This window comes from Paenibacillus sp. GXUN7292 (assembly GCF_050864975.1).
In the GTDB taxonomy this organism is placed as follows: Bacteria; Bacillota; Bacilli; order Paenibacillales; family Paenibacillaceae; genus Pristimantibacillus.
This window is the reverse complement of the sequence record NZ_JBOZWO010000039.1, coordinates 34,338-58,069: the sequence shown is the minus strand read 5'-3', so window position 1 is coordinate 58,069 and position 23,732 is coordinate 34,338. Positions and strand designations below refer to the sequence as shown.

Genomic DNA, 23,732 nt, shown 5'->3' with positions numbered 1-23,732 from the left:
AAATTGTATATGAAATTTCATACACAATGTGCGGAAATGTCCCAAGAAACAAAATTGTATATGAAAATTCATACAGAATGGGTCGGCGCCCCCCAAACCAGATTTTTGTGCAAAACTACCTAACTCTTTTTAGTGTATAACTGTTTTTCTTCTCACCGAGTGTACGAATGCTGCTCGCCATGCAAAATTGAGCGGTATAATAAGTGCCCATAATAAGCAAGTGTGACATGTCTACCTTAGATATAAACATATTCCAAGAAAGGATACTGTCTGAAATCGCAAACAAAATACTGCCTATAATAGCCCATTTGTTGCCGGTCATAATTGCTGTCCAGGTCATCAGCAAGATGACGACAATGTATAGCAGGACAGGAGCGATTAGATGAGCATCGCCTTTGTCTGAAAGTGCTGTAACAAGGTTCCAGCCCATAAATATGCCGAAAGCAGCTAGAGGAATTACAGTGTAGAAGCGGGCCTTGGTATACTGCCAATTTTGAATAAAGCCGGCCAAATAAAAAAGATGCCCGATTAAAAAAGCGGTTAAGCCAACGATAAACCAGCGTAATAAACCATCGCCAAGCATACAGAAAAACAAGCCTATAATAAGCAGTGTATGATATGTTTGTCTCGTTCCTCTAATATGGCGCAGCTGCAAATAGGCGTAATAGATAATAAGCCACATCGGGATCAGCTTGAACAGCAGCTTTACGTACTCCGGATCGGACGGGATAGCAAAAATATAAATAACGCTCATGACTAAAATAGCTAAAGGCAATCCATACGTTTTCATCGGCAGCACTCCTCTTCCAGCGGTAATGTTATTTCAAAAACCTTTTAATGAAGGCAAGCCCATTTTTACGGCCAGGATAACGAAACGGAAGATCGAAAATGGTCGTTTGCTTCAGGATGCTTTTACGATGAGAAAAAAGCTCAAAGCTGTTTTTTCCGTGGTAAGCACCCATTCCGCTGTTGCCGGTCCCCCCGAAAGGAAGATGAGGATTCGTAAAATGATAAACGGTGTCATTGATGCAGCCTCCGCCAAATGGCAGCTGCGAAATGATTTGCTGCTGTATGTTTTTGCTTTGCGAAAACAAATAAAGCGATAACGGTTTTTCGCGCTGTTTAATATCTATCATAATCGACTTAATATCTTGATATGTCATGATCGGCAGCAATGGCCCAAATATTTCTTGCTGCATTAAGCTGCTGTCAGGTGCTGGATCGGCCAGCAATGTAGGCTCAATGCTGCTAGAGGCATGATCATGCTCGCCGCCATAAATAATCGTCCCGTTATCCATTAAACTGACAAGACGATTATAGTGTTTTTGGTTAACGATATGCGTATAAGCCGGATTTTGCAGCGGCTTCTCACCGTAAAGCTGCCGAATAGCAGCTTGCAAAAGGTTAAGAAACGGCTCTTTCACGGATTCATGTACATATAAATAATCTGGCGCTACACAGGTTTGACCTGCATTCATAAATTTGCCCCAAGCAATTCGTTTAGCAGCAAGCGGAAGGTTGGCATCCGCATGCACGATGCAGGGGCTTTTTCCACCCAGCTCTAATGTAACTGGCGTGAGGTGCTTGGCTGCCGCTTCCATCACAATTTTGCCGACAGCTTCACCGCCTGTATAAAATATATAGTCTGTTCTTTCGGCAAGCAGCGCACTGCTTGCATCTGCGCCGCCTTCGACAACGGCGACATATTCGGGATTGAAAGCTTTGCTGATTAGCTCGGCTATAATAGCTGACGTATGCGGTGTAAGCTCGGATGGCTTAATTATAGCGCTGTTGCCGGCAGCAAGCGCTCCAATCAAGGGATTGATCGCTAACTGGAAAGGAAAATTCCATGGCGCAATAATGAGCACAACGCCATAAGGCTCATAATGAATATAGCTTTTTGAACCCAAATGGGTAACGGGCGTCCTCACTTTTTTGGGGCGAGCCCATCGCTCCAGATTTTGCAGCGCAAAGCTTATTTCATGCAAAACAATGCCCACCTCAGACGAGTAGGCTTCAAATTCCGATTTATGCAAATCAGCCTGTAAGGCTTGAATAATCCGCGGTTCATAAGCTCTAATCCAATCGCCCAGCTTTTTCAGCGCTTGCTTGCGATTGGAAATAGTCAGGCTGCCTGCTGTTTGCAGGTACGCGCGCTGCTTGTCGATCAGTGCTTTATAATCATGCATGGATACACCCCAATTCTTGAGTCGTCAGACGGCAGAAGTCGGTTAGCCTTGGTTTCATCCTAACAGATCGTGAAGCATGGCAGCAAGCATAGATCGGCTATCCTATACAAGAAAGCTGGAAGAGCGCCTGCCCGTTAGCGGCAGCGGCTTAGCCTAATAAATTAACAGCCTAAATAGCGCTGCAGTCCCGGGCTAATTAAGGAACAATCCAGCGCTATTCTTCATATCCGATACGTGTAAAGGTTATCATTGCAAAAATTTTTATTGCTGCTATTGGAACCTATAAGTGATCAGTTTCTTCCGAGGAATCAATTTCTCCTTTTATTATTATATCGTCGATATCTGCGGAATCTGCTGGATCTGTTGTAATTGTAGAGCTATGTCCACTTAGAGTATCCGCAGGAGCTTTTTCTTCGGGCAGCTGGGATGGCTCGTCAGCAAGGACGAAAGGTTCTGAAGGTTCTGGCGGATCAGGAGGAATTGGAGGATTAGGCGGGTCTGGAGGATTGGAATTGGAAGATACGTTTATAATTAATTCGAGCCTGTCGTTCAAAACTTGTTCTTTTCTGCTGATTTCCCGAAGCATTAGCCGGACACTTTCGTTTGTTTCCAATACTTCTTTAAATGTGGCAGGCGGTTTTAAAGAAGCATTATGCAGTGTGCCTAGCACAAATTGCAGCTTCTCCGCTTCTGCGTTAATAATATGGCTAAGTCCTAGCTCTTCCATTGCTAGCGATGCAATAAACAGATTTATAACATCATCCCGCTTGATGGCTATTTGCGGATTGATGTCGGGTATGTTTGCTTGTGACATTCCATCACTCCCAGCTGGTATTCTAAATACCAAGTTCAAATAAGCGAATCGTTCAGAGTATCTAGTGGGCTCCACTTATATTTATGAGTAAGGTGGATAACAAAGAACAAAAAAAGAAGCAGCTTCTCATTGTGAAGCTGCTTCTTTTTTGAAATATAAGATAGTATATGGCAAATGCGCCTGTCCAAAGGACGGCGGATGCCGTTTATCCTAGCTATACGCGTGTATGTTGAAGGGAATCAATAGATCCGCCTTTTGTAATGATCCGAATGGCTTCGGCAAGCAAACCTGAGGCAGACAGCTCGACAAATTTGTCTGAAGGCGGTTCGCCTATTGCAATTGTGTCTGTAATAACGACCTCTTTAATGTTGGGATGATTCAATCGATCCATCGCATTGTCCGAAAATACGCCATGGGTTGCGCATACGTAAGCATCATTGGCGCCATTGCTCTTCAAAGCATTGACAACGTTCACGATAGTTCCGCCAGTATCAATCAAATCTTCAATAATAATTGGCGTCATGCCTGCGACCTCGCCAATGATATGAGTAATTTCTGCTTTGTTGTGCTCAGGGCGGTTTTTAATCATGATAGCAAATGGACAATCCAGCAGCATGGCCAGCTTTTCTGCAGTTGTAGCTCGTCCGGCATCCGGCGAAACGACAACAGGATTATCGATCTTTTTATCTTTCAGGTAGCGAATGATCATGCCTAGCGCCGTTAGATGATCGACGGGTATTTTGAAAAAGCCTTCTATCGGATCGGCATGCAGATCAACTGTAATAATACGCGTAGCGCCTGCGGTCGTTAAAATATCTGCCACCAGCTTGGCTGAGATAGGCTCGCGTGGCGCAGCTTTGCGCTCCTGACGGGCATACCCATAGTAGGGAATAACGAGATTAATCGTTTTTGCCGAACCGCGCTTGGCTGCATCTATTAAAATAAGCAGCTCCACCAGAAGCTCATTAACAGGATGAGAAAGAGCTTGTACGATAAATACATGCTCGTTGCGTATTGATTCCTGGTATGAGGCATGAATTTCTCCGCTTGACTGACGGGAGATAGCAACATCGCCAAGAGGAATTTCTAATTTATCGCAGAGCATCTGCGCAAGCTTTTGATTCGAGGTGCCTGCAAATACTTTTGTATTATTCATAAGTTCCTCCTTATAGGATTAGCAGGGGCAATTTAATTTAGTAAACAATATTTAATATTATAACCTGTTGTGCCATCAGCGAGAAGTTAAAATAGAGAAATCAGAATAATTTAATCAGGAAGGACGAGTGTTTTCGTGCCGCAAGTCGCGAATCGGGAACACTTTTTTGGTAAACGCGCCTCCTTCGTTTAAGCGAAAGACGGCGGAGCCGTTTATCCTTGCATCAAAATAGAAAATTGTTACACCTTGAAAATGGTTTGAGGCTGATGGAAAAATGTATTTTTTTCAGCTGCAAAAGGCAAAAAGCAGCGCAGGGATGCAGGTTTGAACGACTGCCAGACGCAGGATTATTGATTATATAAAGAGGACTTGGGCACATGATAAGGTTGTATTGTGAATGCGCTTACAAATAATGAATAGGAGGTTGCCTATGCAGATGATAACAAAGGAACGCCCGCCAGCTCTAAAGCCTCCCGAGCTCCAGCGACGTTATTTTTGGAAGGATATTTGGCGTGATTGGCAATTATATGCGTTGCTTATATTGCCTCTTGCCTACTTTATTTTATTCAAATATGTTCCTATGCTCGGTGTCATTATAGCGTTCAAGGATTACAACATGTTCAAGGGCATACTGGAAAGCTCCTGGATCGGTCTGAATGCTTTTCGAGAAATATTTCAAATGGATGCGTTCTATAACGCGCTTCGCAATACCTTTGTGCTGAATGTGCTAGATCTCGTTATTGGGTTTCCGGTTCCGATTTTTTTAGCGGTAATGCTTAACGAGCTGCGTATTCAATGGTTTAAGCGAACAGCGCAAACGGTACTGTATTTGCCGCATTTTATATCCTGGATCATTATCGGCGGAATGGCAACGCAGCTGCTTGCGACCAATGCGGGCAGCGTCAATGTTTTTCTGAACTCATTAGGCTTGGAATCCATTCCTTTCCTATCGGAGCCCCTTTACTGGATAACGACTTATTTAGGCACAGGTATTTGGAGGGAAGCAGGCTGGGGAACTATTCTTTATTTGGCTGCAATGACCGGTATAAACAAAGAGCTGTACGAAGCAGCAGAGGTGGATGGAGCGACGCGCGCCAGAAAAATGTGGCATATTACGCTGCCAGGCATTAAGCCTACCATCGTCATTCTGCTTATTATCAATGTGGGCCATATGTCTGCTATCGGTTTTGACCGTCCTTTTACATTGGCCAACCCGATGGTCGCCGACGTTTCCGAAGTAATCAGCACTTACGTGTACAAAGTAGGCATTCAATCTGCACGTTATACGATTGCTACAGCGATTGGCTTATTCCAGGCTGTTGTCGGACTTATATTCCTGCTTACCGCAGACTTTGTATCACGCAAGGTGAATGATCACGGAATTTTTTAGGGGTGAGAATATGGGGAAATCGTCTTCGATTCAACTGATTGATGGGATTATTATTTTTGTTATTTCGCTGCTTGGCTTGCTGTGCTTGCTGCCAATGATTCATATTATCGCGCTTTCCTTCAGCTCTAATGGAGCCATTATGGCAGGAAAAGTGACGTTGTTTCCGATTGAAATCAATTTTGCAGCCTATAAGGCCGTATTTCAACACTCTACGATGGTCCGTTCATTGCTATTTACAATCGTGCTGGTTGTATTGTTTACTGCAATCGCTATGGTTATGACCATTGCAGCAGCTTATCCTCTGACTAAAAAAAATTTAAGAGGCCGCACCTTTTTCTTGTTTCTCATTGTTTTGACTATGTTTTTTAGCGGCGGTCTTATTCCTGATTATTTGCTTATGAAAAATTTGCAGCTGCTGGACAGCATTTGGGTGCTGGTGCTGCCGGGAGCGATCAGCGCTTTCTATCTCATTATTATAAAAACGTTCTTTTCATCGATTCCGGTAGAGCTTGACGAATCGGCCAAAATGGATGGGGCGAGCCATCTGCGCGTGCTGTTGAGTATTATTTTGCCGCTGTCGCTGCCTTCCTTGGCAACACTCAGCTTATTCTACGCAGTAGGCCGCTGGAACGGCTTTCAGGATGCGCTTATTTATATTACGAGTCAGCATCTGTATCCGATCCAGCTCAAGCTTTATGCCATGGTCATAAGCGGTCAAGCGACTGACCTGTCCATTATGGAGGCACAGAATGTGGCGGCCCCTGTACCGGAAAGCTTGAAGGCGGCATCGATCATGTTCGGTACAGTGCCCATTCTTTTAGTCTATCCTTGGCTGCAGCGCTATTTTATTTCTGGAATGATGATTGGAGCGGTAAAGGGCTAATAGTAAACTTCTTGGTTTGCAAATGCAAATGAAGAAGCTGCTATATACAAAAATGTGAGAGGGAGTTGAAAGCAATGAAAATTCAAAATGCCAGATGGTTACTGAGCGTCATCACTGCCATCATGCTGGTATCCTTGCTGTCTGCTTGCGGAAGCGGTAAAAAGGAAGAAAAGCCGGCTAATAGTACGGGGAATTCATCACAAAATACAGAAAAGCCGAATCCCACCGCAGAGCCAAAGAAGGACCCTGTAACGCTGAAAATTGAACTTTTTGACCGTAATAATACGCCTGCTGGCGCGCCGCCGATTACAGATAATTTTTTCACTAAATACATGCAGGAAAACTTCGGCGATCCAAACAATATAAAGCTTGAATTTGTTACAGTTCCCCGTTCTGAGGAAATCGACAAGCTCAATGTGCTTATGGCATCCGGTCAGGCGCCAGATATCGTATTCACCTACAACACGCCGACAGTTGAAAAATATGTAAAGGACGGCGGACTAACTGAGCTTGGACCGCTTCTGGACCAATACGGCTCAAACCTGAAGGCAGTGCTGGGTGAGGATGTATTGAGCTACGGCGTTTTTGCCGGCAAGCAGTATGCTATTCCGGCCAAACGGGTCATAGACGCGCAAAGCTCCACCTTTATACGCCAAGACTGGCTTGACGAGCTTGGACTGCCTGTTCCGACGACGACTGAGCAATTTTACGAAACGATGGTTGCGTTCAAAAATGCAAAGCCTAAAGCATTTGCTTATGGCGGCATGACCGACTATTTCCATATGCATCCGCTGCAATATTCTTTCTGGGATTGGGATAATATTTCCGACGAGGACCTGTACGCAAGCGCAGAGTGGCTGCTGCCGGGCAACAAGGAAGCCTATCGTTTTATGAACAAATTGTTCAATGAAGGAATATTGGATAAGGACTTCCCTCTTCACATGAACAAGGATACGAATCAGTTTCAGAAAAATTTACTGAACGGATTAATTGGAGCGGGAACGACCAATACGAACGAGCCGGTATATATGGGCTATTTGGCCGAGCTGCAAAAGAATGATCCTAATGTAAAGCTTACGCTTATTGATCCATTCACCGACGCCAAGGGCAGAACGCCAAAGCCGGTATATTCGCCTCAAGGCATGTATATTTTAGTGCCGAAAGCAAGCCAACGTGCTGAGGAAGCTGTTAAATTCCTGGATTGGATGGCGAAGCCTGAAAATATTATCGTGCTGCAAAATGGCACGGAAGGCGAAACCTATACGATGGATAACGGAATTCCTGTTACGATGGACAATGATGCTGCGAAAAATTTGCTGTACAATTATTTTGATTATTGTATTATATTGAACGGTAAATATGTAAGTACAACAGATGAAAAGCTGAATATCGCAGCTAACGCTTCCGATGTAAATTACAGAGATTTTACAGTAGAGAGTATAGAGACAGGCAGCAAGGACGGCGTCGTAAAACCGCGAGTACTAACGCCGATCGAATCGGAAATTAAGTATGCGGCTACCTTAAAGAAAAAGGAAGATGAAATCTTTGTAAAGGTTATTACAGCCAAGCCTGCTGATTTTGACAGTGTATATGACAGAGAGGTTGCCGACTACATGAAAATTGGCGGTCAAGAGGTTATGGACGAGAAGCGGGCAGCATTTAAAGCTGAGCGCGGCTAATAAAGTACCAAACAGAAACACCGAGCGAATAATCTGCTCGGTGTTTCTGTTTGGTTAAATATAAAAACGTATCCCCAAGGAGGAAGAATCAATTACAACTGTCGGATCAAGCGGATAATTTTGTACCTAAGCTAGGCTTGCTTTTTACTGTTATAACCGCTTTGCGCTGCTGCATATTGTTGCGGACTAGCGCGAATATAATAAGCGCGGTGCCATACAGCTCGAAGAGTCCAATCTGATAGCCCTGGAAGGCCATGATGACAAAGGTTGTAATCGGTACTGCGTTAATAAACAATACGCCGTTGACCGGTGTCAGCAGCTTCATGCCAAGATTCCATGACAGCAAGGCGGCAAGGCCAGGCAGCAGCACCATAAAAGCCATTTCGTATTTGATATTCCATAAGGTCTCCAGTGTCGGTACTGGCAATGCTCCTGCTGCAGAGGCCGACGCGACTACGATAAATGAAACAAAATTGCCCAGAATGCAGGTTAAAGTGGAATAGCGCAGTACTGACCAGTGCTTAAAACGGCTGCCTCCCATCGAGTAAATAACCCAGCCAATGACAGCTATAAGCATCATGGATAAAGGGAAAAGATGCTGGCCAGCCGTTTGGAAGAAGGAGAGCTTGCCATTTGTAATGACGAGCAGGGCGCCGATCAAAGCAAGGCCGACGCTCCATATCGTATAGCGCTTCGGTGCTTTTCGCGTAATAAGCCACATAATAATAACAGAGATCATCGGCATTAATACTTCAGTAATTGATGCTGCGATCGCGCCTGCCTCGCCCATCATCGCTTGCGCCATAAAAATGCACATATTGTATACGGTAAACGCCAACGTCCCCAAGACAGTAAGAAGAACTCCTCTTCCTTCCAATTTAAAGGCCGTTCTGCCTTCCTTCATCAACAAAATGACACTTAAAATTGCAGCTACGAAAAAATAACGTATAAACGAAAAATAAAAGGGATCAATTTGCTGCAATGCGACATGCGCGACCGGAAACATCGCTCCCCATGACATGCTTGCAACGAGGCAGAGCAATGCTCCTGCTATAGCTAACTTCTTAGACATTTCAACTTCGCTCCTGTATGAATAAAATCCGATTCACTCGTGTTACTTCTTATCATAATCAACTGCAATCTATTGGTAAATTGATTAAAACTAATGTAAACCATCATTATTAATGATATTATAATATCGGAAAGGCGGTTGGTTGCATGGAGTTGAACGATCTAGTCATATTTGAAGCTGTAGCCTTGCATGGCAGTGTCAGTAAAGCGGCGGAGCAATTGAATTATGTGCAATCCAATGTTACCGGCCGCATCAAGCGTTTGGAGCTGGAGCTGCAAACTACGCTATTCGAGCGCCATAAGCGCGGCATGATATTGAATACAGATGGCAAGCGGCTGCTGGAGCATGCTCGTGAAATATTGCAAAAGGTCGATGAGGTGAAGCGTATGTTTGTGCCTCATGATTCGCCTTGCGGTATTTTGGATATCGGCATTATTGAAACGGTCATTGCACTGCCTGGAATTTTGCACGCTTATTACAGCAAGTATCCGAATGTCGAGCTTTCTCTTTCTACAGGGGTGACGGAGCATTTGCTGCAGGATGTGTTAACTATGAAGCTAGATGGAGCCTTCGTTACCGGGCCAATTACCCATCCGCAAATCGATCAAATTGATGTCATTCAGGAAAGGCTGATGCTTGTAACAAAGGAAAGCCAATTTTCTGTCGAGGATATAACCAAAAAACCGTTGTTGCTATATAATAAAGGCTGCGGGTATCGAGGCCGGCTGGAGAGCTGGATGAAGGTTGAAGGAATTGTTCCGAAGCAAATTATGGAGTTCGGCACCTTTGGCACGATTATCGGCAGTGTTGCGGCAGGAATAGGAATAACGATATTGCCTGAATCGTCCGTCGCACAGTATGTTGCTGAAAAGCAGGTGTACGCGCATGCGATTCCTAAGCCTTTTCATGATATTACGACTGTATTTATTCGTCGCAAGGAAGCGTATGTGACAAGCACGCTGCAATCTTTTATGGATGAAATTGATCGCGCAACTAGAACCGGCTAAAGAAAAATATTTTCTAGTGCGGAACAGAAGAGGAGAGAAATATTGTGAAAAAAATATGTGTATTTGCGGGCTCAAATGCCGGAGTATCACCTGAGTATGAACAAGCGGCTATGCAGCTGGGCCAATGGATTGCTGCCAATCAATATGAGCTTATTTATGGCGGTTCAAAAATCGGCTTGATGGGACGGGTGGCAAATACGGTGCTCGAGGCTGGCGGCACAGTAATTGGCGTTATGCCAAGAAATTTGTTTACTGGAGAAATGGTTCATAAAGGACTCACTAAATTATATGAAGTAAACAGTATGCATGAGCGTAAAGCGTTAATGTCTGAGCTATGTGACGCGTATGTATCCTTGCCGGGCGGTTTAGGCACTTATGAAGAATTATTCGAGGTACTTAGCTGGTCGCAGCTTGGCATTCACAAAAAACCGGTTGGCTTGCTTAATGTACGCGGCTTTTATGATCCGTTAATGGCTATGCTGCAAAAAACAGTAGATGCCGGCTTTATGAGAGAGAGCAACCTAAGCCTCGTGCAATGCGAAGCTCAAGTAGAGACGCTGCTTGAAAAGATGAACAATTATGTGCCCGCGGCACAAACGAATAAATGGGATGAACTGCCTAGCCAGGCAGCGCAATAAACGATAGAGAGGTTGAGTCAGGCATTCGTGCCATGACTCAGCCTCTCGTCTTTTTACAAGGATGCTTGTTTAATTTGATGAATGTCCTGCAGCAAATCTAGAGATACTTTATTAAACGTGCTGTAATCGCAGCATTGCTTGTAAATGGCGTCGAAATCATCCTGAAGCGAGCTTGCACGCGTAAGCTGGGCAATGGCCGTCTTCATCAAGGCCGCATACCGGCTGCTGACCGGTTCGGCTTGCTCAGCAATGTTTTCGTCCGTATTGGGACTTATAGTCAGCTCATATAAATCAATGATAACTTCTTCTTGCAGAGGTTTATATTCATGGGGTGCAGTACTGTCGAATATTGCAAAGCCAAGCTCTCTTATAATAACCATATCGATGCTCTTAGGATCAAGCCCGCAATGGTATACCTCAATGTCGTATCCTCGATCTATCGCTGCAGCTGCAAGCTTACGTAAAATCGTTGATTTTCCAGAACCAGGCCTTCCTTTTAAATGGTAGCGCTGCAGATCATCCGTAAGCTGGGAAACATAGTCGACAGCTCCTTTGGCGGTTGCCGTTCCCAGAAAGCGGTCATCGATTCTGCTTTGATTCTCGCTTGGCTGCTGCTCGCCGAGTAAAAGCTGAATATATTGTTCAGTCAGCTTGTTAGTTTTGTCAAAGTCAATATGAGGCAAATAAAGCCTTTCCCAATCATCATGAATAAGTAATGCATCTGCGAAGCCGGAATATGCCGCCTGCTTGGCAGCTGCAATCTGCTCCTGAAGCTGATCCAATCGGGCTTGCTGCTGCGCAAGCAAACCAGGCTTAATGGCACTCTCCATATTTACCTTAATGATTTTTTTATCCGGCAGCGAAAGCTGGCTGGCAGCTGCTTCTTGTATGACAGCTAATTTCAGCTCTGGAATAACGATGCCCGACAACAGGTCTGATTGCAGCGGATTATGCACATACCAAGCAGCTTGCGGTGCAGCTTGTAATGCAATTTGATGAAGCAATAACGAAACATCCTGCTGCAGCTTGCTTTGAATAATAAAAACCCGGTCAATGCCCTGCAAGGAAGACTCCCATCTGTTTTTATAGCCTCCAGCAGTATTTGCCTCTGCCATGAAGTGCAGATTTTGTGTTGCTGTCATTATCATCACGTCCCTTCGAGCATTTTGCAATGCCTAGAATATCATATTATGCCCACTTTCAAATGGTGCCTATATGGTAGTTTTTGAAAGATATCAGCTAGCGGCAGCTTTGCTTATAAACGGACAATAACGTAAAAAAATGTTCAAATATTAAGATTTACTAGTGTTTTTGAGTATAATTTCATCTGTTTCCACAAAAAAAAGAGCAATTTTCGAATAAATTGCGAAAGTTGATTGTTCTTGCGGCTGCTAATTATGCTATAATGCGATATATGGGATACATCCAATTTATTCGGAGAGGACTATTATAATGAAACCAATTTACTCTGGCAAAACAAAAGACGTATTCGAGTTGGACAATGGAGACTACCTGTTGAAGTTTAAAGACGATGTCACTGGTGAAAATGGTGTTTTTGATCCGGGTGCCAACACTGTCGGCCTGGTAATGGAAGGAGCAGGTCGCGCTGGCCTAAGCTTAACTAAATTCTTTTTTGAGAAGCTGAAGGAAGCGAATATTCCTACTCATTATATTGATGCGAATATTGCGGATGCTACAATGACAGTGAAGCCTGCAACTGTATTTGGCAAAGGGCTTGAGGTTATTTGCCGCTACCGTGCAGTAGGAAGTTTCTTGCGCCGTTATGGCATGTATGCAGAGGAAGGACAAGCATTGGACAGCTTTGTAGAGGTTACGCTTAAGGATGACGATCGTCAGGATCCGCCTATCAGCGAGGATGCGCTTGCTATGCTGAATGTGCTGACACATGAGGAATATGCTGATTTGAAGCGATTGACGAAGCAAATTAGCGGCATCGTAAAGGACGAGCTTGCCCGCAAAGGCATAGAGCTTTATGATATCAAGCTTGAATTCGGGCGTGACCGCCAAAACAATCAAGTGCTTCTTATCGATGAAATTTCCGGCGGCAACATGAGAGCTTATAAGGATGGCGAATATATCGAGCCGTTGCAGCTTGAGAAGTTAATGCTTGCTTAATAGAAATAGCTGAGAGTTAGCCGAGAGATGGGCAAATGCACCTGTCTTATCGGCTTTTTTGAAATTATAAAATGTATAAGGAAACTCCTTATAATCAACTGGCAAAATTGCTCTAACGGTTGCCATCGCTGCTATTCCGATTATTTTAGCTCATTTGAGCATTTAACGGTTGCCACGAGCGCTATTGTCCCATTTCCGAGCAAAATCAATGCTTTTTGGGAAATTAAGCGCAATAGCAACCTTTAGAAAATTCAAGCTGTCATTTTTGCACGAATAGCGTTTGTGGCAACCCTTAGAATCGTTGATATATAAGAATGTGCCGACGCTTGAAGTTTTTGCCCGCAACGCTATAATGTTCATAACAATATGCGGGAGGAAACAATATGCACACGAAGGAAAGTCTAATGGAGCAATTGCAAGCTGCACATATTAATGGCAGCGGCACATTGCTCATGCACTCGTCTATGAAAAGCATAGGAGAAGTTTCTGGCGGAGCGGACACCGTGCTGGATGCTTTGTCTGAATATATGGCGGAGGGCTTACTCGTTCTGCCGACTCATACCTGGTCTTATATTAAAGCTGACAATCCCCGGTTTTACGTGGCAACTTCGCCTGTATGTGTCGGCATTTTGCCTGAGCTGTTTCGAAGCCGCAAAGAGGTGTATCGCTCCAGTCATCCCACGCATTCTGTCGCGGCGCTTGGGAAGGACGCGGAAGCCTTTGTAGCAGGCGATGAGCGCTTCGATACACCGTGTCACCGCGAATCGGCATGGGGCAGGCTCCTTGACCGTAAAGCAACGATTATATTGGTAGGCGTTGACCAGAAGCGCAACACCTTTATTCACGGTATTGAAGAGTGGGTTGATATTCCTGGAAGAATGACCGATACACATGAACAGCTTATTACAGTGCTGCCTGATGGCACTGAAATTCCAGTCCCTTCACGCAGGCATTGCGGATTATCATGGTCGGAGCATTTTTGGAAGGTAGAAGAGCTGCTTGAGCAGCAAGGGGCTATTTATCGCGCCAAGCTGGGCGATGCTTTGATGTGGGTATGCGATACCGTAAAGCTGACAGAGCAGATTACAGCGCTGCTCAGACAGTATCCGGATTTATTTTCTGATAATGAGCCGTTGAGCTATCATGTAAAGAAGAAGTGATTGATTGTATTTATTGTCACAGAGGCCTTGATCCTAATAAGCGGGATCGGGGCTTTTTTTACATATTAGAAAGTATAAGTTTTCTGTTGATACAGCCGTATCACCTTTGCAAACGCATCTTTCCAAAGGGCGGCGAAGCCGTTTATCCTTGTGCAGGCCCAATGAAAAGGTTGATACCAAATTACTGCTTGTATCGTATTACTGTCATATACACATCGATAAGGGGTGGAGAGCCGTGGAACCTGTATTGCAAGTTGCATTGGAAGAGGCCGGATATGAAAATGAGAAGGCAACTATTTCAAATATTCAAATTACAGTAGCCCCGGGTGAGATGGTAGGGCTGATTGGACCGAATGGGGCGGGAAAAAGCACGACGATCAAATCCATTCTCGGATTGACGGCATACATAAAGGGTAAAGTCGAATTTGGAGGTGTTCATAAGCGATATGCTTATGTTCCAGAACAGCCGGTTTATTACGAGTATTTTACGCTATGGGAGCATTTGCGGTTAGCCGCTGCTGCTTTTGATATTAACGAAGATGCATTTACGCCAAGAGCCGAGCAGCTGCTGGAGTTGTTTCGCTTATCTGAAAATCGGCATGACTATCCCGCCAAATTTTCTAAAGGGATGCAGCAGAAGCTGATGCTGATTGTTGCATTTTTGCTGGAGCCGGATGTTTATATTGTGGATGAGCCATTTGTTGGTCTTGATCCCCGCGCAACGAAGGATTTGCTGGAACTGCTGGATCAGGAGCTGACAAGAGGAGCGGGTGTTTTAATATGCACCCATGTGCTTGATACCGCCGAGAAAATATGTGATCGTTTTGTGCTCGTTAATAATGGCGGCATGGTAGCCTCCGGCACGATTGATGATGTGCGTGAAGCTGCTGCTCTTTCTGCTGAAGCCTCTTTATTCGACTGCTTCCACCAGCTGACATAAGGAGGTGAGGGCGATGACGAAGCGTCGATTGTTTTTCACCCGCCTGAAAAGAGACTGGAAGACCCAAGCAAAGGCGTGGGCAAGTGCACTGGATTGGACGGTTTGGTTATATTTGCTCATCCCGGCTCTAATTATAGGCGGCGGGATGTATCTGGAACTGTGGGAAACCTTGCCTGCATGGTCAGAAGCTATGCCTTGGCTGTTGTTTGCCAAGATCAGCTTGTTTATTATGATATTGCTTGCTCGAATTCGTGTTTATCTGGAGGCGGCAGACCGTTTGTTCATGCTGCAAAGGCCAGCTTGGATTCAGGCATTGCGGCGATATGGGATGATGTATGGCGGTCTGAAGCAAGCTGCAGCTATACTGCTGCCATTGGTGCTTTTGCTGCCTTTTCTGTTAAAGGCAGAGCAGTTAAGCTGGAGCACGCTCATGCTTTATTATTTGCATGCATGGAGCTTTAGCATGATCGCAGCCGCAGCTGAGCATGTTACAGCAAATGTACTGCTGGGCTGGCGCAAATGGGCTGTATATTTAAGTTGCGTGTCAGTTATCGCCGTTTTTTATTTTGTATCGGCCGGATGGCTCTCCTCTAGCCCGGCAGTTACTTTAATCCTAACTTTATTTGCAGCTGTTATGAGTTTAATAGCGGCTCTGCGCGCCAAGCTCAATATTGAGCTGGAGGTGGAGCGGGAGCAGTCTGCAAAGCTTAAAACAACGGAGCTGCTTATGAGCCAGGTGATAGAATCAAAGCCCAAAATAAACTTTCGCAAGCCGTTTTTATGGACCAAGTCTCAGCGTATTTTCAAAACCTCCGATGCTGGTACGATACTTGCCGAGATGCGTCTCAAGGCGTATGCAAGAAAGCTATCCCATTTGCAAGTATGGCTCGGCTTTATATCCATTTCATCGGTAGCACTGACCTTGGTGCCGCCAGCCGCTGCAGCAGCTCTTATTATCGCGCTTGCAGCGATGGGCGCCAACTGGCTGCGTGCGCAGTGGTCACAATGGATCGCTGAGGAGTTTATAGCGCAATACAGCTGGACGGATCGTCAAAAAAATTATGGCATCGTGCTTTCCCGCGGCTTGATTATGCTGCCTGCTATAGCGGTATGGTGTGCCGTTGTCGGTTTTTTGTTAGGAGGAGTATGGCTGTCTGTTCCTTTTTTTACGCTAGGCGGCGTGATATGGCTGTTCATTAGCTGGCAGCTGCTGAAATCCTATAAATAACAGTGCCTTGTAGTAACAATTTGTTCCAGCGATGATCAGGGATATGCCCTTGTATTCTGTTGCGAAGTTTGGGAAAATAGCTAAAGGACATTGAGCAACGGAAAGAAGGTCAAACATGAGCAAGCCATCCCTTTACGGATTGACATTCGCTCAGCTTACGAATTGGCTGAGTGATAATGGACATAAAAAGTCGCGGGCTAACGCGGTTTGGGAAGCATTGTATAGAACAAGAATTAGAAGTTTCGATGATATGCACGAGGTGCACGGCGATTGCCTTACATTATTGAAGGAACAGTTTGTGCTGGAAACATTGAAGGAGCACACGAAGCAGGAATCGAATGACGGAACGATCAAGTTTTTATTCCAGCTTAGCGACGGCAATTTGATCGAAACGGTCATGATGCGCCATAAATTCGGACTTTCGGTATGTGTAACTACTCAAGTAGGCTGCAATATTGGATGCAGCTTTTGTGCCAGCGGATTGCTTGCCAAAAGCCGTGATTTGACGAGTGCAGAAATTGTAGAGCAGATTATGCAGGTTCAATTTTATTTGGATGCAAGACAGCAGGAAGAAAAGGTAAGCCATATTGTAGTAATGGGTATTGGCGAGCCATTCGACAATTATAAGCATATGTCGGATTTTATTCATGTAGTGAAGGACCATAAAGGGTTGGCCATTGGGGCAAGACGTATTACTGTTTCCACGAGCGGACTTGCCAACAAGATTGTAGAGTTTGCCGATAGCGATCTTCACGTTAACTTGGCCGTTTCTCTTCATGCTCCCAATGATGAGCTGAGAACGAGAATTATGAAAATTAACCGGGCTATCCCGATTGCAAAATTAATGGATGCTATTGATTATTATATATCGAAGTCGAATCGCAGGGTTACGATTGAGTATATTTTGCTGAAGGATGTTAATGATCAGGCGGAGCAGGCGTTAGAGCTTGCAGAGCTGATGCAGCCGCGCAAACGGCAAATAAATGTGAATCTAATACCTTACAACCCTGTTGATGAGCATAGCCAATATCAGCGCAGTACACAGGAATCGGTAAGACAGTTTTATGATGTGATGAAGAAGCAAGGAATCAGCTGCAGTGTTCGATTGGAGCACGGTACGGATATTGATGCAGCCTGCGGTCAGCTAAGAAGCAAGCAGATCAAAAAAAGCGATGCCGTCGTTCAGTCTTCATAATTGGAGTAAGATAGGAGGTGCAGCTTATGCCCAACCTGCAACTGGGCTCGCTCGTACTCAATACGGAGCTTCTCTTGTATTTAATAGCGGGAGCAGCGGGCGTGCTGCTGGTTTGGCTGAGCAGCCGATCGTCGGAAGCTTCCTCGCGTTTCGTATCCAGTGCCTGGAGTGCGGTTTGGATCTGGATTGTTGTGTGGAAAGCAAGCTTTATCGTATTTGATTTTTCAGCCTTCAGAGATAATTGGAAATCGCTGTTGTTTTTTGATGGCGGGATCAAGGGCTTGATTGCCGCGTCTGTTATTAGCGCAGCTTTTGCAACGTTACAATTTATTAAGGCGGCTAACGCTAAAACCGCGTTTAAGCTGCTGCTTGCGCTCATTGCTGGCTGGCTTGCGGTATACAGCGCAGCACAAATTTTATTCGCTGACTGGCCGTCGTTCCAGCATTACTTGCTGCTTGCTTGGTCAATCGCAGCAGCGATAGGTGTTGTGAAGCCGCCAAAAGCAGCTTTGAAGCAGGCTTTTCCGCAATTGCTGGGCTTGCTGCTGATTACAGGGCTTGTGAGCTATTTTGCCTACGATGTAGTGGAAAATAACTGGCGCAGCACGCCTGTATCAGGATCGGCCGAGCAGAATATAGGGATTAAACCGGGGCAGTACTCTCCTGATTTCCAGACAGTTAATTTGCAAGGGGAAGCTGTTTCGTTGTCCCAATTTAAAGGAAAAACTGTGCTGCTCAATTTTTGGACGACTTGGTGCACCGTTTGCAAGGCAGAGATGCCGCATGTGCAAAAGCTGCACGAAAGCTTGGAGGAACAGGATTTCGTCATTTTATCAATTAACGCAACAAGCCAGGATAGCGGTGCCGAACAAGCGCGGCGATATATAGAAAACGGTGAGCTGACCTTTCCGGTTGCGCTCGATCCATCGGGCTCCATAAGTCAAGCTTACCGTGTACGCGCCTTTCCGGTTACTCTCGTCATAGATCCGGAAGGGGTTGTACAAAAGTACCATATAGGCGCGATCAGCTACGAGCAAATGCGCAAGGCAGTGCTTGCCGCTTCATCCAAACAATAATGAAATTTTTAAAAGAGCCGATTACGGCTCTTTTTTTGATATATAAGAAAGTATAAGTTTTTGTATTCTTATACCCGCTCTTATATTTCACCGGTAAACGCGCCTGTCCAAAGGACGGCGGAGCCGTTTATCCTTGGTCACTATCGCTTAATTTGAAAAAGTAAATATTAACGGTTTAATTGTTGATACTAGTCCTATTCGTATTTTAAACGGTGAACGATAAATAATAAATTGGAGGGTAAATGAAATGAAAATTACTGTGCAATGTTCCGATTGCGAGCTGCAGGAACTAGATTATTTCTTTGAATTTGAGTTAACGGATGAAAATACAATTTTGCCGGTAGAGTGCACCAATGGGCATAAAAATGCTATTATTTTACCTCAGCAAAAATTTGAACTTCTGTTTGAAATGGGCCTGCGTGCTTTAGAGGATGGCTACACGAGAGAAGCAGCTTTTAACTTTGCAACTGCTCTTGAAAGATTTCATGAATATTGCGTCAAAGTTATGAGTAATGTGACAGAATGCCAAGATTCAGGAGCTTTTTTTGATGCTGAAGAGTTTAATTCCGAGTTTCAGAAAACATGGAAGGAGATGTCGAGGCAGTCAGAGCGACAATATGGTGCTTTTATGATTCTTTACTTAGTTGCTTTTAAGAGAAAACCTACTCTCATACCTAGTGATTGTATATCTTTCCGAAATGATGTTACACATAAAGGAATCTTTCCTAAAGAAGAAGCGGTTATAAAGTATGGCAAATTCGTGTTTGATTATATCTCTGAAAAATATATGGAGCTAAATCGTCAATTTCCTAAAGGTATAGCTGCTATAAATAAAATCGATACGGATAATTTTATAACAAGCTTTAATGGGGGAACTCTTCTGCACTGGAAAGAAACGGCTGCTTTTGCAATTATGGATGATGAATTTATTCATAAGACTTTTGAAGAAGCGAGACTCAGTTCGAAAAAGCTAAATATGTCGCGAGTAAAAGCTTAAAAGAACATTGCCATTACTCATTAAGAAGCAGCGCGTCCTTAGGCAAGGCCGCGCTGTGTTGTTGCGCTTACTTATTGCGGTTTATTCTCGCCATAAAGATTAGGCTTCAGAATGGCTGCATCCGGAAGCTCCTCTGCAAATTCCGTATGGCTCTTCTGGGCCAATGGCATTTTTCCTCGTTTTACATTTTTAGAAAGAGCGGGTTGATTGTTCTTCTGATTATGTGTCATGTTATGTCCCCTTTAATTTAATGCTACTAGTACATTGCCACATTTTCGATCAAAATATGTATTTAACCGGTAAACATGACTCAATCGCTCAAGTGAAGGATGCTGCGTCATTTATCATTGGACGTATAGGATATGTACTCGCAGCTAGTAAAAGTATGAAATCTATAGAATGTCTTAAGGTTTTCTTTAAAATCTCGCAAGCTCAATTTGTTATATTGTATACAGTTAACTAGTCACGCAGCGCGAATTCAGTAAAGGGGGATTCAAAATGATCAAAGTGAAGGGCGTAAGCCATCAATTTAGAATAGGGAAAAAAGGGAAAGAAAAAGTGGTTCCTGTACTGCACGACATTGATCTGCACGTCAATAAGGGTGAAATCGTGGCGATAGTAGGGCGAAGCGGCTCCGGAAAATCAACACTTCTTAATCTAATGTCCGGCTATATCCGTCCGTCGCAAGGCAGCATTGACGTGCTGGGTCATATGGTAACAGCTATGAATGAAGGTCAATGGGCGGATTTTCGCCTGGAGCATTACGGTTTTATTTTTCAGAGCTTTCAGCTTATCCCAAGCATGACGGCCTATGAGAATGTAGAGCTTCCTCTTGTACTAAAGGGCGAACAAGGAAAAGCGAGGCGGAAAAAGGTGCTGGAGATGCTTGAGCGAGTTGGACTGTCTGAGTATGCGGATCATTATCCGGGCGAGCTGTCTGGCGGGCAGCAGCAGCGTGTATCTGTCGCAAGGTCATTAATATTGGAGCCTCCAATCGTTTTGGCGGACGAGCCTACCGGAAGTTTGGATAGCGAGAACGAGAAGCAATTGCTGACGATGATCCAGCAGCTCAACCACGAGCTGGGTATAACGTTTGTTATTATTACTCATGATGAGCAAGTCGCTGCCATTGCACACCGTACCATTACATTACAGGATGGCAAAATTACAAAAAGCTCTAGCTCACTGGCAGGAGGGCATTACTATGAAGTTCAATGATCAGTTCCGATTCGTTCGGCAAAATATGAAAAAAAATAAAACGAGGCTGTTTATGACGGTGCTCGCTACCGCAATGGGTTGTGCTTTTCTTATCGTATTGGCATCGGTAGGCTTCGGCCTTAAGCAAAGTATTGTGGATAATATTGTAGGGGATAGATTGGTTACTGAAATAAGTATTCACGGAAAAGTAGACAAGGATCAAAATTTTCAAGGCAATCAGATGACAGATTCGGATATTGATTATTTTAAATCATTGCCTAATGTAAAGGCGGTTCTGTATACGAATTATGTACAGCAGTGGCTTAATCCTGCAGTCGAGGGTGAGGCGGTTAACGGCGGCTCCTTCAAGCAGATTGATTATGAAGCAGAAGCGAAGACCGGATTTAAGCTAAGTGCTGGTCGCATGCCCGAAACTGGGAAAAATGAAGTCATTGTAGGTTATCATATTCGTGAGACAGTAAATGAAGACGGACGTACGGCGGGTGGCGACACGGTCAAGAGCGAGCTGCTTCCTGCCAAGGATTGGCTCGGCAAGCAAATGGAGCTCGAGGTAACTTATTATGAGCAGCAGAAAAAACAGAGCCAAAAAATGCAGGTAACGATCGTTGGCGTTGCCGAGGCTCCTTCCAGAGAATGGCTGAAGGATAAAGATATTTATATAGGGCTCGATACGATGGGCCAAATTGAGTCTTTAACGAAATCACAATTCGGGGCTTTGCCGCCGCAGCAGGAGGATGGGGAGCCTACCAAGGAAGAGCTGGAGTCCGTGCCGCAGCTTGGCGATGAACGCAGCTACAATGGAGTGCGCATTATAGCTGATCATGCCAAGTCCGTTAAAGCGCTGGCAGAAACGGTTCGTGAGCAGGGCTATTACAACCATTCCATTGCAAGCGAGCTTGAGCAGGTAAATATGATGTTTATGATCATGACGATCGGACTTATATTTGTAGGTACCATTGCTGTTTTGATTGCGTCAATCGGTATATTTAATACGATGACGATGGCTGTAACAGAGCGAGCGCAGGATATAGGCATTATGAAAGCGATTGGTGCACATCCGTCCGCCATCCGCAAAGTATTTTTGCTCGAAAGCAGCATGATCGGCTTGTTGGGAGCTATAGTAGGAACGGTCGTTTCTTATATAATCTCTATCGCAGTTAATGCTGGGCTGCCTGTATTGATACAATCATTAATGAATGAAAAGGTGCCTAGCAACTTTCAGTTCTCAGTTATTCCGCCTTATTTAGCGCTGCTGGCCTGTGTAATATCCTTGGCGGTTGCCATGCTGTCAGGCTATCGGCCGGCTAAGCGGGCTACTAAAATTGATGTGCTGCGTGCGTTGCGCAGAGATATATAGTTTGATCAATCGCGATCATCCTATACAACGATGGATAACCGGGGCGCTTTTGCCTCGGTTTTTCCTGGTCTATAACGATATTTCTGGTCCGATATACGCCAGATATTCGTTATTTAAAATTTTATCAAAATCCGTTTATTGGAAAGGGTCTGTTATGTGCGCGCGATTGGTATTATAATATAAGGAATAACCTTTTTTAAAATTCATAATTAATAGGAGTGTGACGATCTGTTGGACGATATTCCCTTATCATTGCTCATTATTTTAGGAGCGTTGATTTTGCTGTCCGCCTTTTTCTCATCGATGGAAGCGGCATTTTCTAATTTGAGCAAGATTAGAGTTCGCCATTACGTAGAGGAGGAAAAACGTGGCAGCAAGAAAGCTATGTATATCGTTGAAAATTTGGATAAAGCCATCTCAACGGTGCTGCTAAGTAATTTAATAGTTACGGTGGCGGCAGTAAGTATTGCAACCAAGCTGCTGATAGATAACTATGGCTCATCTGCCGGCCTGACAATTACGATTATGGCTATGTCGCTTGTGCTTTGGATTGTCAGCATGATGATTCCGCGTACTTATGGCAAAGAACACGCGGATACTTACAGCTTGAAAATTTCTATTGTGATGTTTGGCTTGATGTGGCTGCTTACTCCTATTAACGCATTGCTGCAATTGCTGCAGCGGACATTCACGCGTCTTTTTTCCAAAGGCGAAGGCAATATTCATACCATTACTGAGGATGAGATTAAAGCCATAGTCGAGATTAGCGAGGAAGAGGGCGTTATTGAAAAGGAAGAGAAGGAGCTTGTGTACCGCTCCCTTGATTTCGATGAAATATTAGTCGGTGAAGTGCTTACGCCAAGGCCGGACATGATCGCTATTGAGGTCAGCCAGCCGATTGAGCAAATTAAAAAAATGTTTTTTAAGGAGCGCCTATCCCGCATACCAGTCTACGACAAAGATATTGATAATATTATCGGGATATTATCAGAACGCGAGTTTTTCGCCCAATTGCTTCAGCATGAAAAGGTAGATATTCGCAGCTTGCTAAGAAAACCGAAGTTTGTTGTAAAATCAATGAAAATATCGGCGCTTTTACTGGAGCTGCAGAAGAGCAACGTGCATATGTCGATTGTAATCGATGAGTTTGGCGGTACTGCAGGTTTAATTACTCTTGAAGATATTTTGGAGCAGCTGGTTGGCGATATTTGGGATGAGCATGACGAAGTGATAAATCTCATTACGCAGCTGGATGAGACTACGTATGAGGTTAGCCCTCAAATTACACTTGATGAATTTGAAAAAACATTGAATATTGAGCCTATAGAGAGCAGCTTTTACAATCTGGGCGCTTGGATATTCGGTAATATAGATCGCATCCCGCAAAAAGGCGACTCGTTTGAATATGAGCATGTAACCGTGACCGTTGCCGAGGTAGAGAAGAAGCGGGTGAAAAAATTGCTGGTTAAAGTAAATAATCCCAAGTTAGAAATTGAAGCATAAGCAATATATAGCTAATGCTGACGGGACTTATATATGTGAATGAAATAAGTAATGCAGGGAATGATTTCTTTATTTGATAAGGAATCATTCCTTT

General features: G+C 44.3%; 22 protein-coding genes. 15 read left to right on the top strand and 7 right to left on the bottom strand.

Translation table 11 applies throughout. The annotated features are described in order from the left end of the window. Nucleotides 1–115: 115 nt before the first annotated feature. The 4 genes from ACRRU2_RS23450 to ACRRU2_RS23435 all read right to left on the bottom strand — a co-directional run bounded on the left by ACRRU2_RS23450 (nt 116) and on the right by ACRRU2_RS23435 (nt 4,159). Nucleotides 116–790, bottom strand: coding sequence for a lysoplasmalogenase (locus ACRRU2_RS23450; protein ID WP_331702689.1), 675 nt, complete (start codon nt 788–790; stop codon nt 116–118). Nucleotides 791–818: 28 nt separating this feature from the next. Further along, entirely contained in the window at nt 819–2,189 is a 1,371-nt protein-coding gene (locus ACRRU2_RS23445) for an aldehyde dehydrogenase (protein ID WP_432505402.1), read from the bottom strand. Between the two features lie 280 nt (nt 2,190–2,469). Further along, a complete protein-coding gene (locus tag ACRRU2_RS23440) occupies nt 2,470–3,003 on the bottom strand; it encodes a hypothetical protein (RefSeq protein ID WP_432505400.1) in 534 nt (177 codons plus the stop codon). Between the two features lie 214 nt (nt 3,004–3,217). Then, nucleotides 3,218–4,159 (bottom strand): ribose-phosphate diphosphokinase, encoded by a 942-nt coding sequence (locus tag ACRRU2_RS23435; protein WP_331702686.1) that lies wholly within the window; start codon nt 4,157–4,159, stop codon nt 3,218–3,220. 436 nt (nt 4,160–4,595) lie between these two features. Between ACRRU2_RS23435 and ACRRU2_RS23430 the strand changes: the two genes are divergently transcribed. From ACRRU2_RS23430 to ACRRU2_RS23420, 3 genes are all read left to right on the top strand, one after another. Next, entirely contained in the window at nt 4,596–5,549 is a 954-nt protein-coding gene (locus ACRRU2_RS23430) for an ABC transporter permease (protein WP_432505406.1), read from the top strand. 10 nt (nt 5,550–5,559) lie between these two features. Further along, nucleotides 5,560–6,432 carry a carbohydrate ABC transporter permease gene (locus ACRRU2_RS23425; protein WP_331702684.1) on the top strand — a complete coding sequence of 291 codons (873 nt, stop codon included), beginning with the start codon at nt 5,560–5,562 and terminating at the stop codon, nt 6,430–6,432. 74 nt (nt 6,433–6,506) lie between these two features. Further along, complete coding sequence (locus ACRRU2_RS23420; RefSeq protein ID WP_331702683.1) at nt 6,507–8,111, top strand: extracellular solute-binding protein; 1,605 nt, start codon at nt 6,507–6,509, stop codon at nt 8,109–8,111. Nucleotides 8,112–8,217: 106 nt separating this feature from the next. Here ACRRU2_RS23420 and ACRRU2_RS23415 read toward each other — a convergent pair whose 3' ends face one another. Then, nucleotides 8,218–9,183 carry a DMT family transporter gene (locus tag ACRRU2_RS23415; RefSeq protein ID WP_331701278.1) on the bottom strand — a complete coding sequence of 322 codons (966 nt, stop codon included), beginning with the start codon at nt 9,181–9,183 and terminating at the stop codon, nt 8,218–8,220. Between the two features lie 146 nt (nt 9,184–9,329). Between ACRRU2_RS23415 and ACRRU2_RS23410 the strand changes: the two genes are divergently transcribed. Together ACRRU2_RS23410 and ACRRU2_RS23405 are read left to right on the top strand one after the other, a co-directional pair. After that, nucleotides 9,330–10,190, top strand: a complete 861-nt coding sequence (locus ACRRU2_RS23410) for a LysR family transcriptional regulator (protein WP_331701279.1) — start codon at nt 9,330–9,332, stop codon at nt 10,188–10,190. A 44-nt stretch (nt 10,191–10,234) separates the two neighbouring features. Then, nucleotides 10,235–10,828, top strand: a complete 594-nt coding sequence (locus ACRRU2_RS23405) for a TIGR00730 family Rossman fold protein (protein ID WP_331701280.1) — start codon at nt 10,235–10,237, stop codon at nt 10,826–10,828. Nucleotides 10,829–10,881: 53 nt separating this feature from the next. Here ACRRU2_RS23405 and ACRRU2_RS23400 read toward each other — a convergent pair whose 3' ends face one another. Next, the gene (locus ACRRU2_RS23400) at nt 10,882–11,970 is read right to left on the bottom strand and encodes a hypothetical protein (RefSeq protein ID WP_432505396.1); all 1,089 of its coding nucleotides are present in this window, start codon (nt 11,968–11,970) and stop codon (nt 10,882–10,884) included. 310 nt (nt 11,971–12,280) lie between these two features. Here ACRRU2_RS23400 and ACRRU2_RS23395 point away from each other — a divergent pair, with 310 nt between their 5' ends. The 7 genes from ACRRU2_RS23395 to ACRRU2_RS23365 all read left to right on the top strand — a co-directional run bounded on the left by ACRRU2_RS23395 (nt 12,281) and on the right by ACRRU2_RS23365 (nt 19,560). Beyond that, a complete protein-coding gene (locus tag ACRRU2_RS23395) occupies nt 12,281–12,964 on the top strand; it encodes a phosphoribosylaminoimidazolesuccinocarboxamide synthase (RefSeq protein WP_331701282.1) in 684 nt (227 codons plus the stop codon). Between the two features lie 383 nt (nt 12,965–13,347). Further along, entirely contained in the window at nt 13,348–14,124 is a 777-nt protein-coding gene (locus ACRRU2_RS23390) for an AAC(3) family N-acetyltransferase (protein ID WP_331701283.1), read from the top strand. 235 nt (nt 14,125–14,359) lie between these two features. After that, a complete protein-coding gene (locus tag ACRRU2_RS23385) occupies nt 14,360–15,064 on the top strand; it encodes an ABC transporter ATP-binding protein (RefSeq protein WP_331701284.1) in 705 nt (234 codons plus the stop codon). A gap of 13 nt (nt 15,065–15,077) precedes the next feature. Beyond that, the gene (locus ACRRU2_RS23380) at nt 15,078–16,292 is read left to right on the top strand and encodes an ABC transporter permease (RefSeq protein WP_432505393.1); all 1,215 of its coding nucleotides are present in this window, start codon (nt 15,078–15,080) and stop codon (nt 16,290–16,292) included. Nucleotides 16,293–16,407: 115 nt separating this feature from the next. Further along, on the top strand, nt 16,408–17,487 hold the full coding sequence (rlmN, locus tag ACRRU2_RS23375; protein ID WP_331701286.1) for a 23S rRNA (adenine(2503)-C(2))-methyltransferase RlmN: 1,080 nt from the start codon (nt 16,408–16,410) through the stop codon (nt 17,485–17,487). 26 nt (nt 17,488–17,513) lie between these two features. Next, nucleotides 17,514–18,563, top strand: coding sequence for a TlpA family protein disulfide reductase (locus ACRRU2_RS23370; protein ID WP_331701287.1), 1,050 nt, complete (start codon nt 17,514–17,516; stop codon nt 18,561–18,563). Nucleotides 18,564–18,810: 247 nt separating this feature from the next. Then, the gene (locus ACRRU2_RS23365; protein WP_432505391.1) at nt 18,811–19,560 is read left to right on the top strand and encodes a hypothetical protein; all 750 of its coding nucleotides are present in this window, start codon (nt 18,811–18,813) and stop codon (nt 19,558–19,560) included. 71 nt (nt 19,561–19,631) lie between these two features. On the opposite strand, the gene ACRRU2_RS23360 is transcribed toward ACRRU2_RS23365, so the two are convergent. Then, nucleotides 19,632–19,790, bottom strand: a complete 159-nt coding sequence (locus tag ACRRU2_RS23360) for a hypothetical protein (RefSeq protein WP_331701289.1) — start codon at nt 19,788–19,790, stop codon at nt 19,632–19,634. Nucleotides 19,791–20,058: 268 nt separating this feature from the next. Here ACRRU2_RS23360 and ACRRU2_RS23355 point away from each other — a divergent pair, with 268 nt between their 5' ends. From ACRRU2_RS23355 to ACRRU2_RS23345, 3 genes are all read left to right on the top strand, one after another. Then, a complete protein-coding gene (locus ACRRU2_RS23355) occupies nt 20,059–20,778 on the top strand; it encodes an ABC transporter ATP-binding protein (protein WP_331701290.1) in 720 nt (239 codons plus the stop codon). Beyond that, nucleotides 20,765–22,135 (top strand): ABC transporter permease, encoded by a 1,371-nt coding sequence (locus ACRRU2_RS23350; protein WP_331701291.1) that lies wholly within the window; start codon nt 20,765–20,767, stop codon nt 22,133–22,135. The genes ACRRU2_RS23355 and ACRRU2_RS23350 overlap by 14 nt, the downstream gene beginning before the upstream one ends. A 231-nt stretch (nt 22,136–22,366) precedes the next feature. Beyond that, entirely contained in the window at nt 22,367–23,638 is a 1,272-nt protein-coding gene (locus ACRRU2_RS23345; RefSeq protein ID WP_432505388.1) for a hemolysin family protein, read from the top strand. The last annotated feature ends 94 nt before the right edge of the window (nt 23,639–23,732 follow it).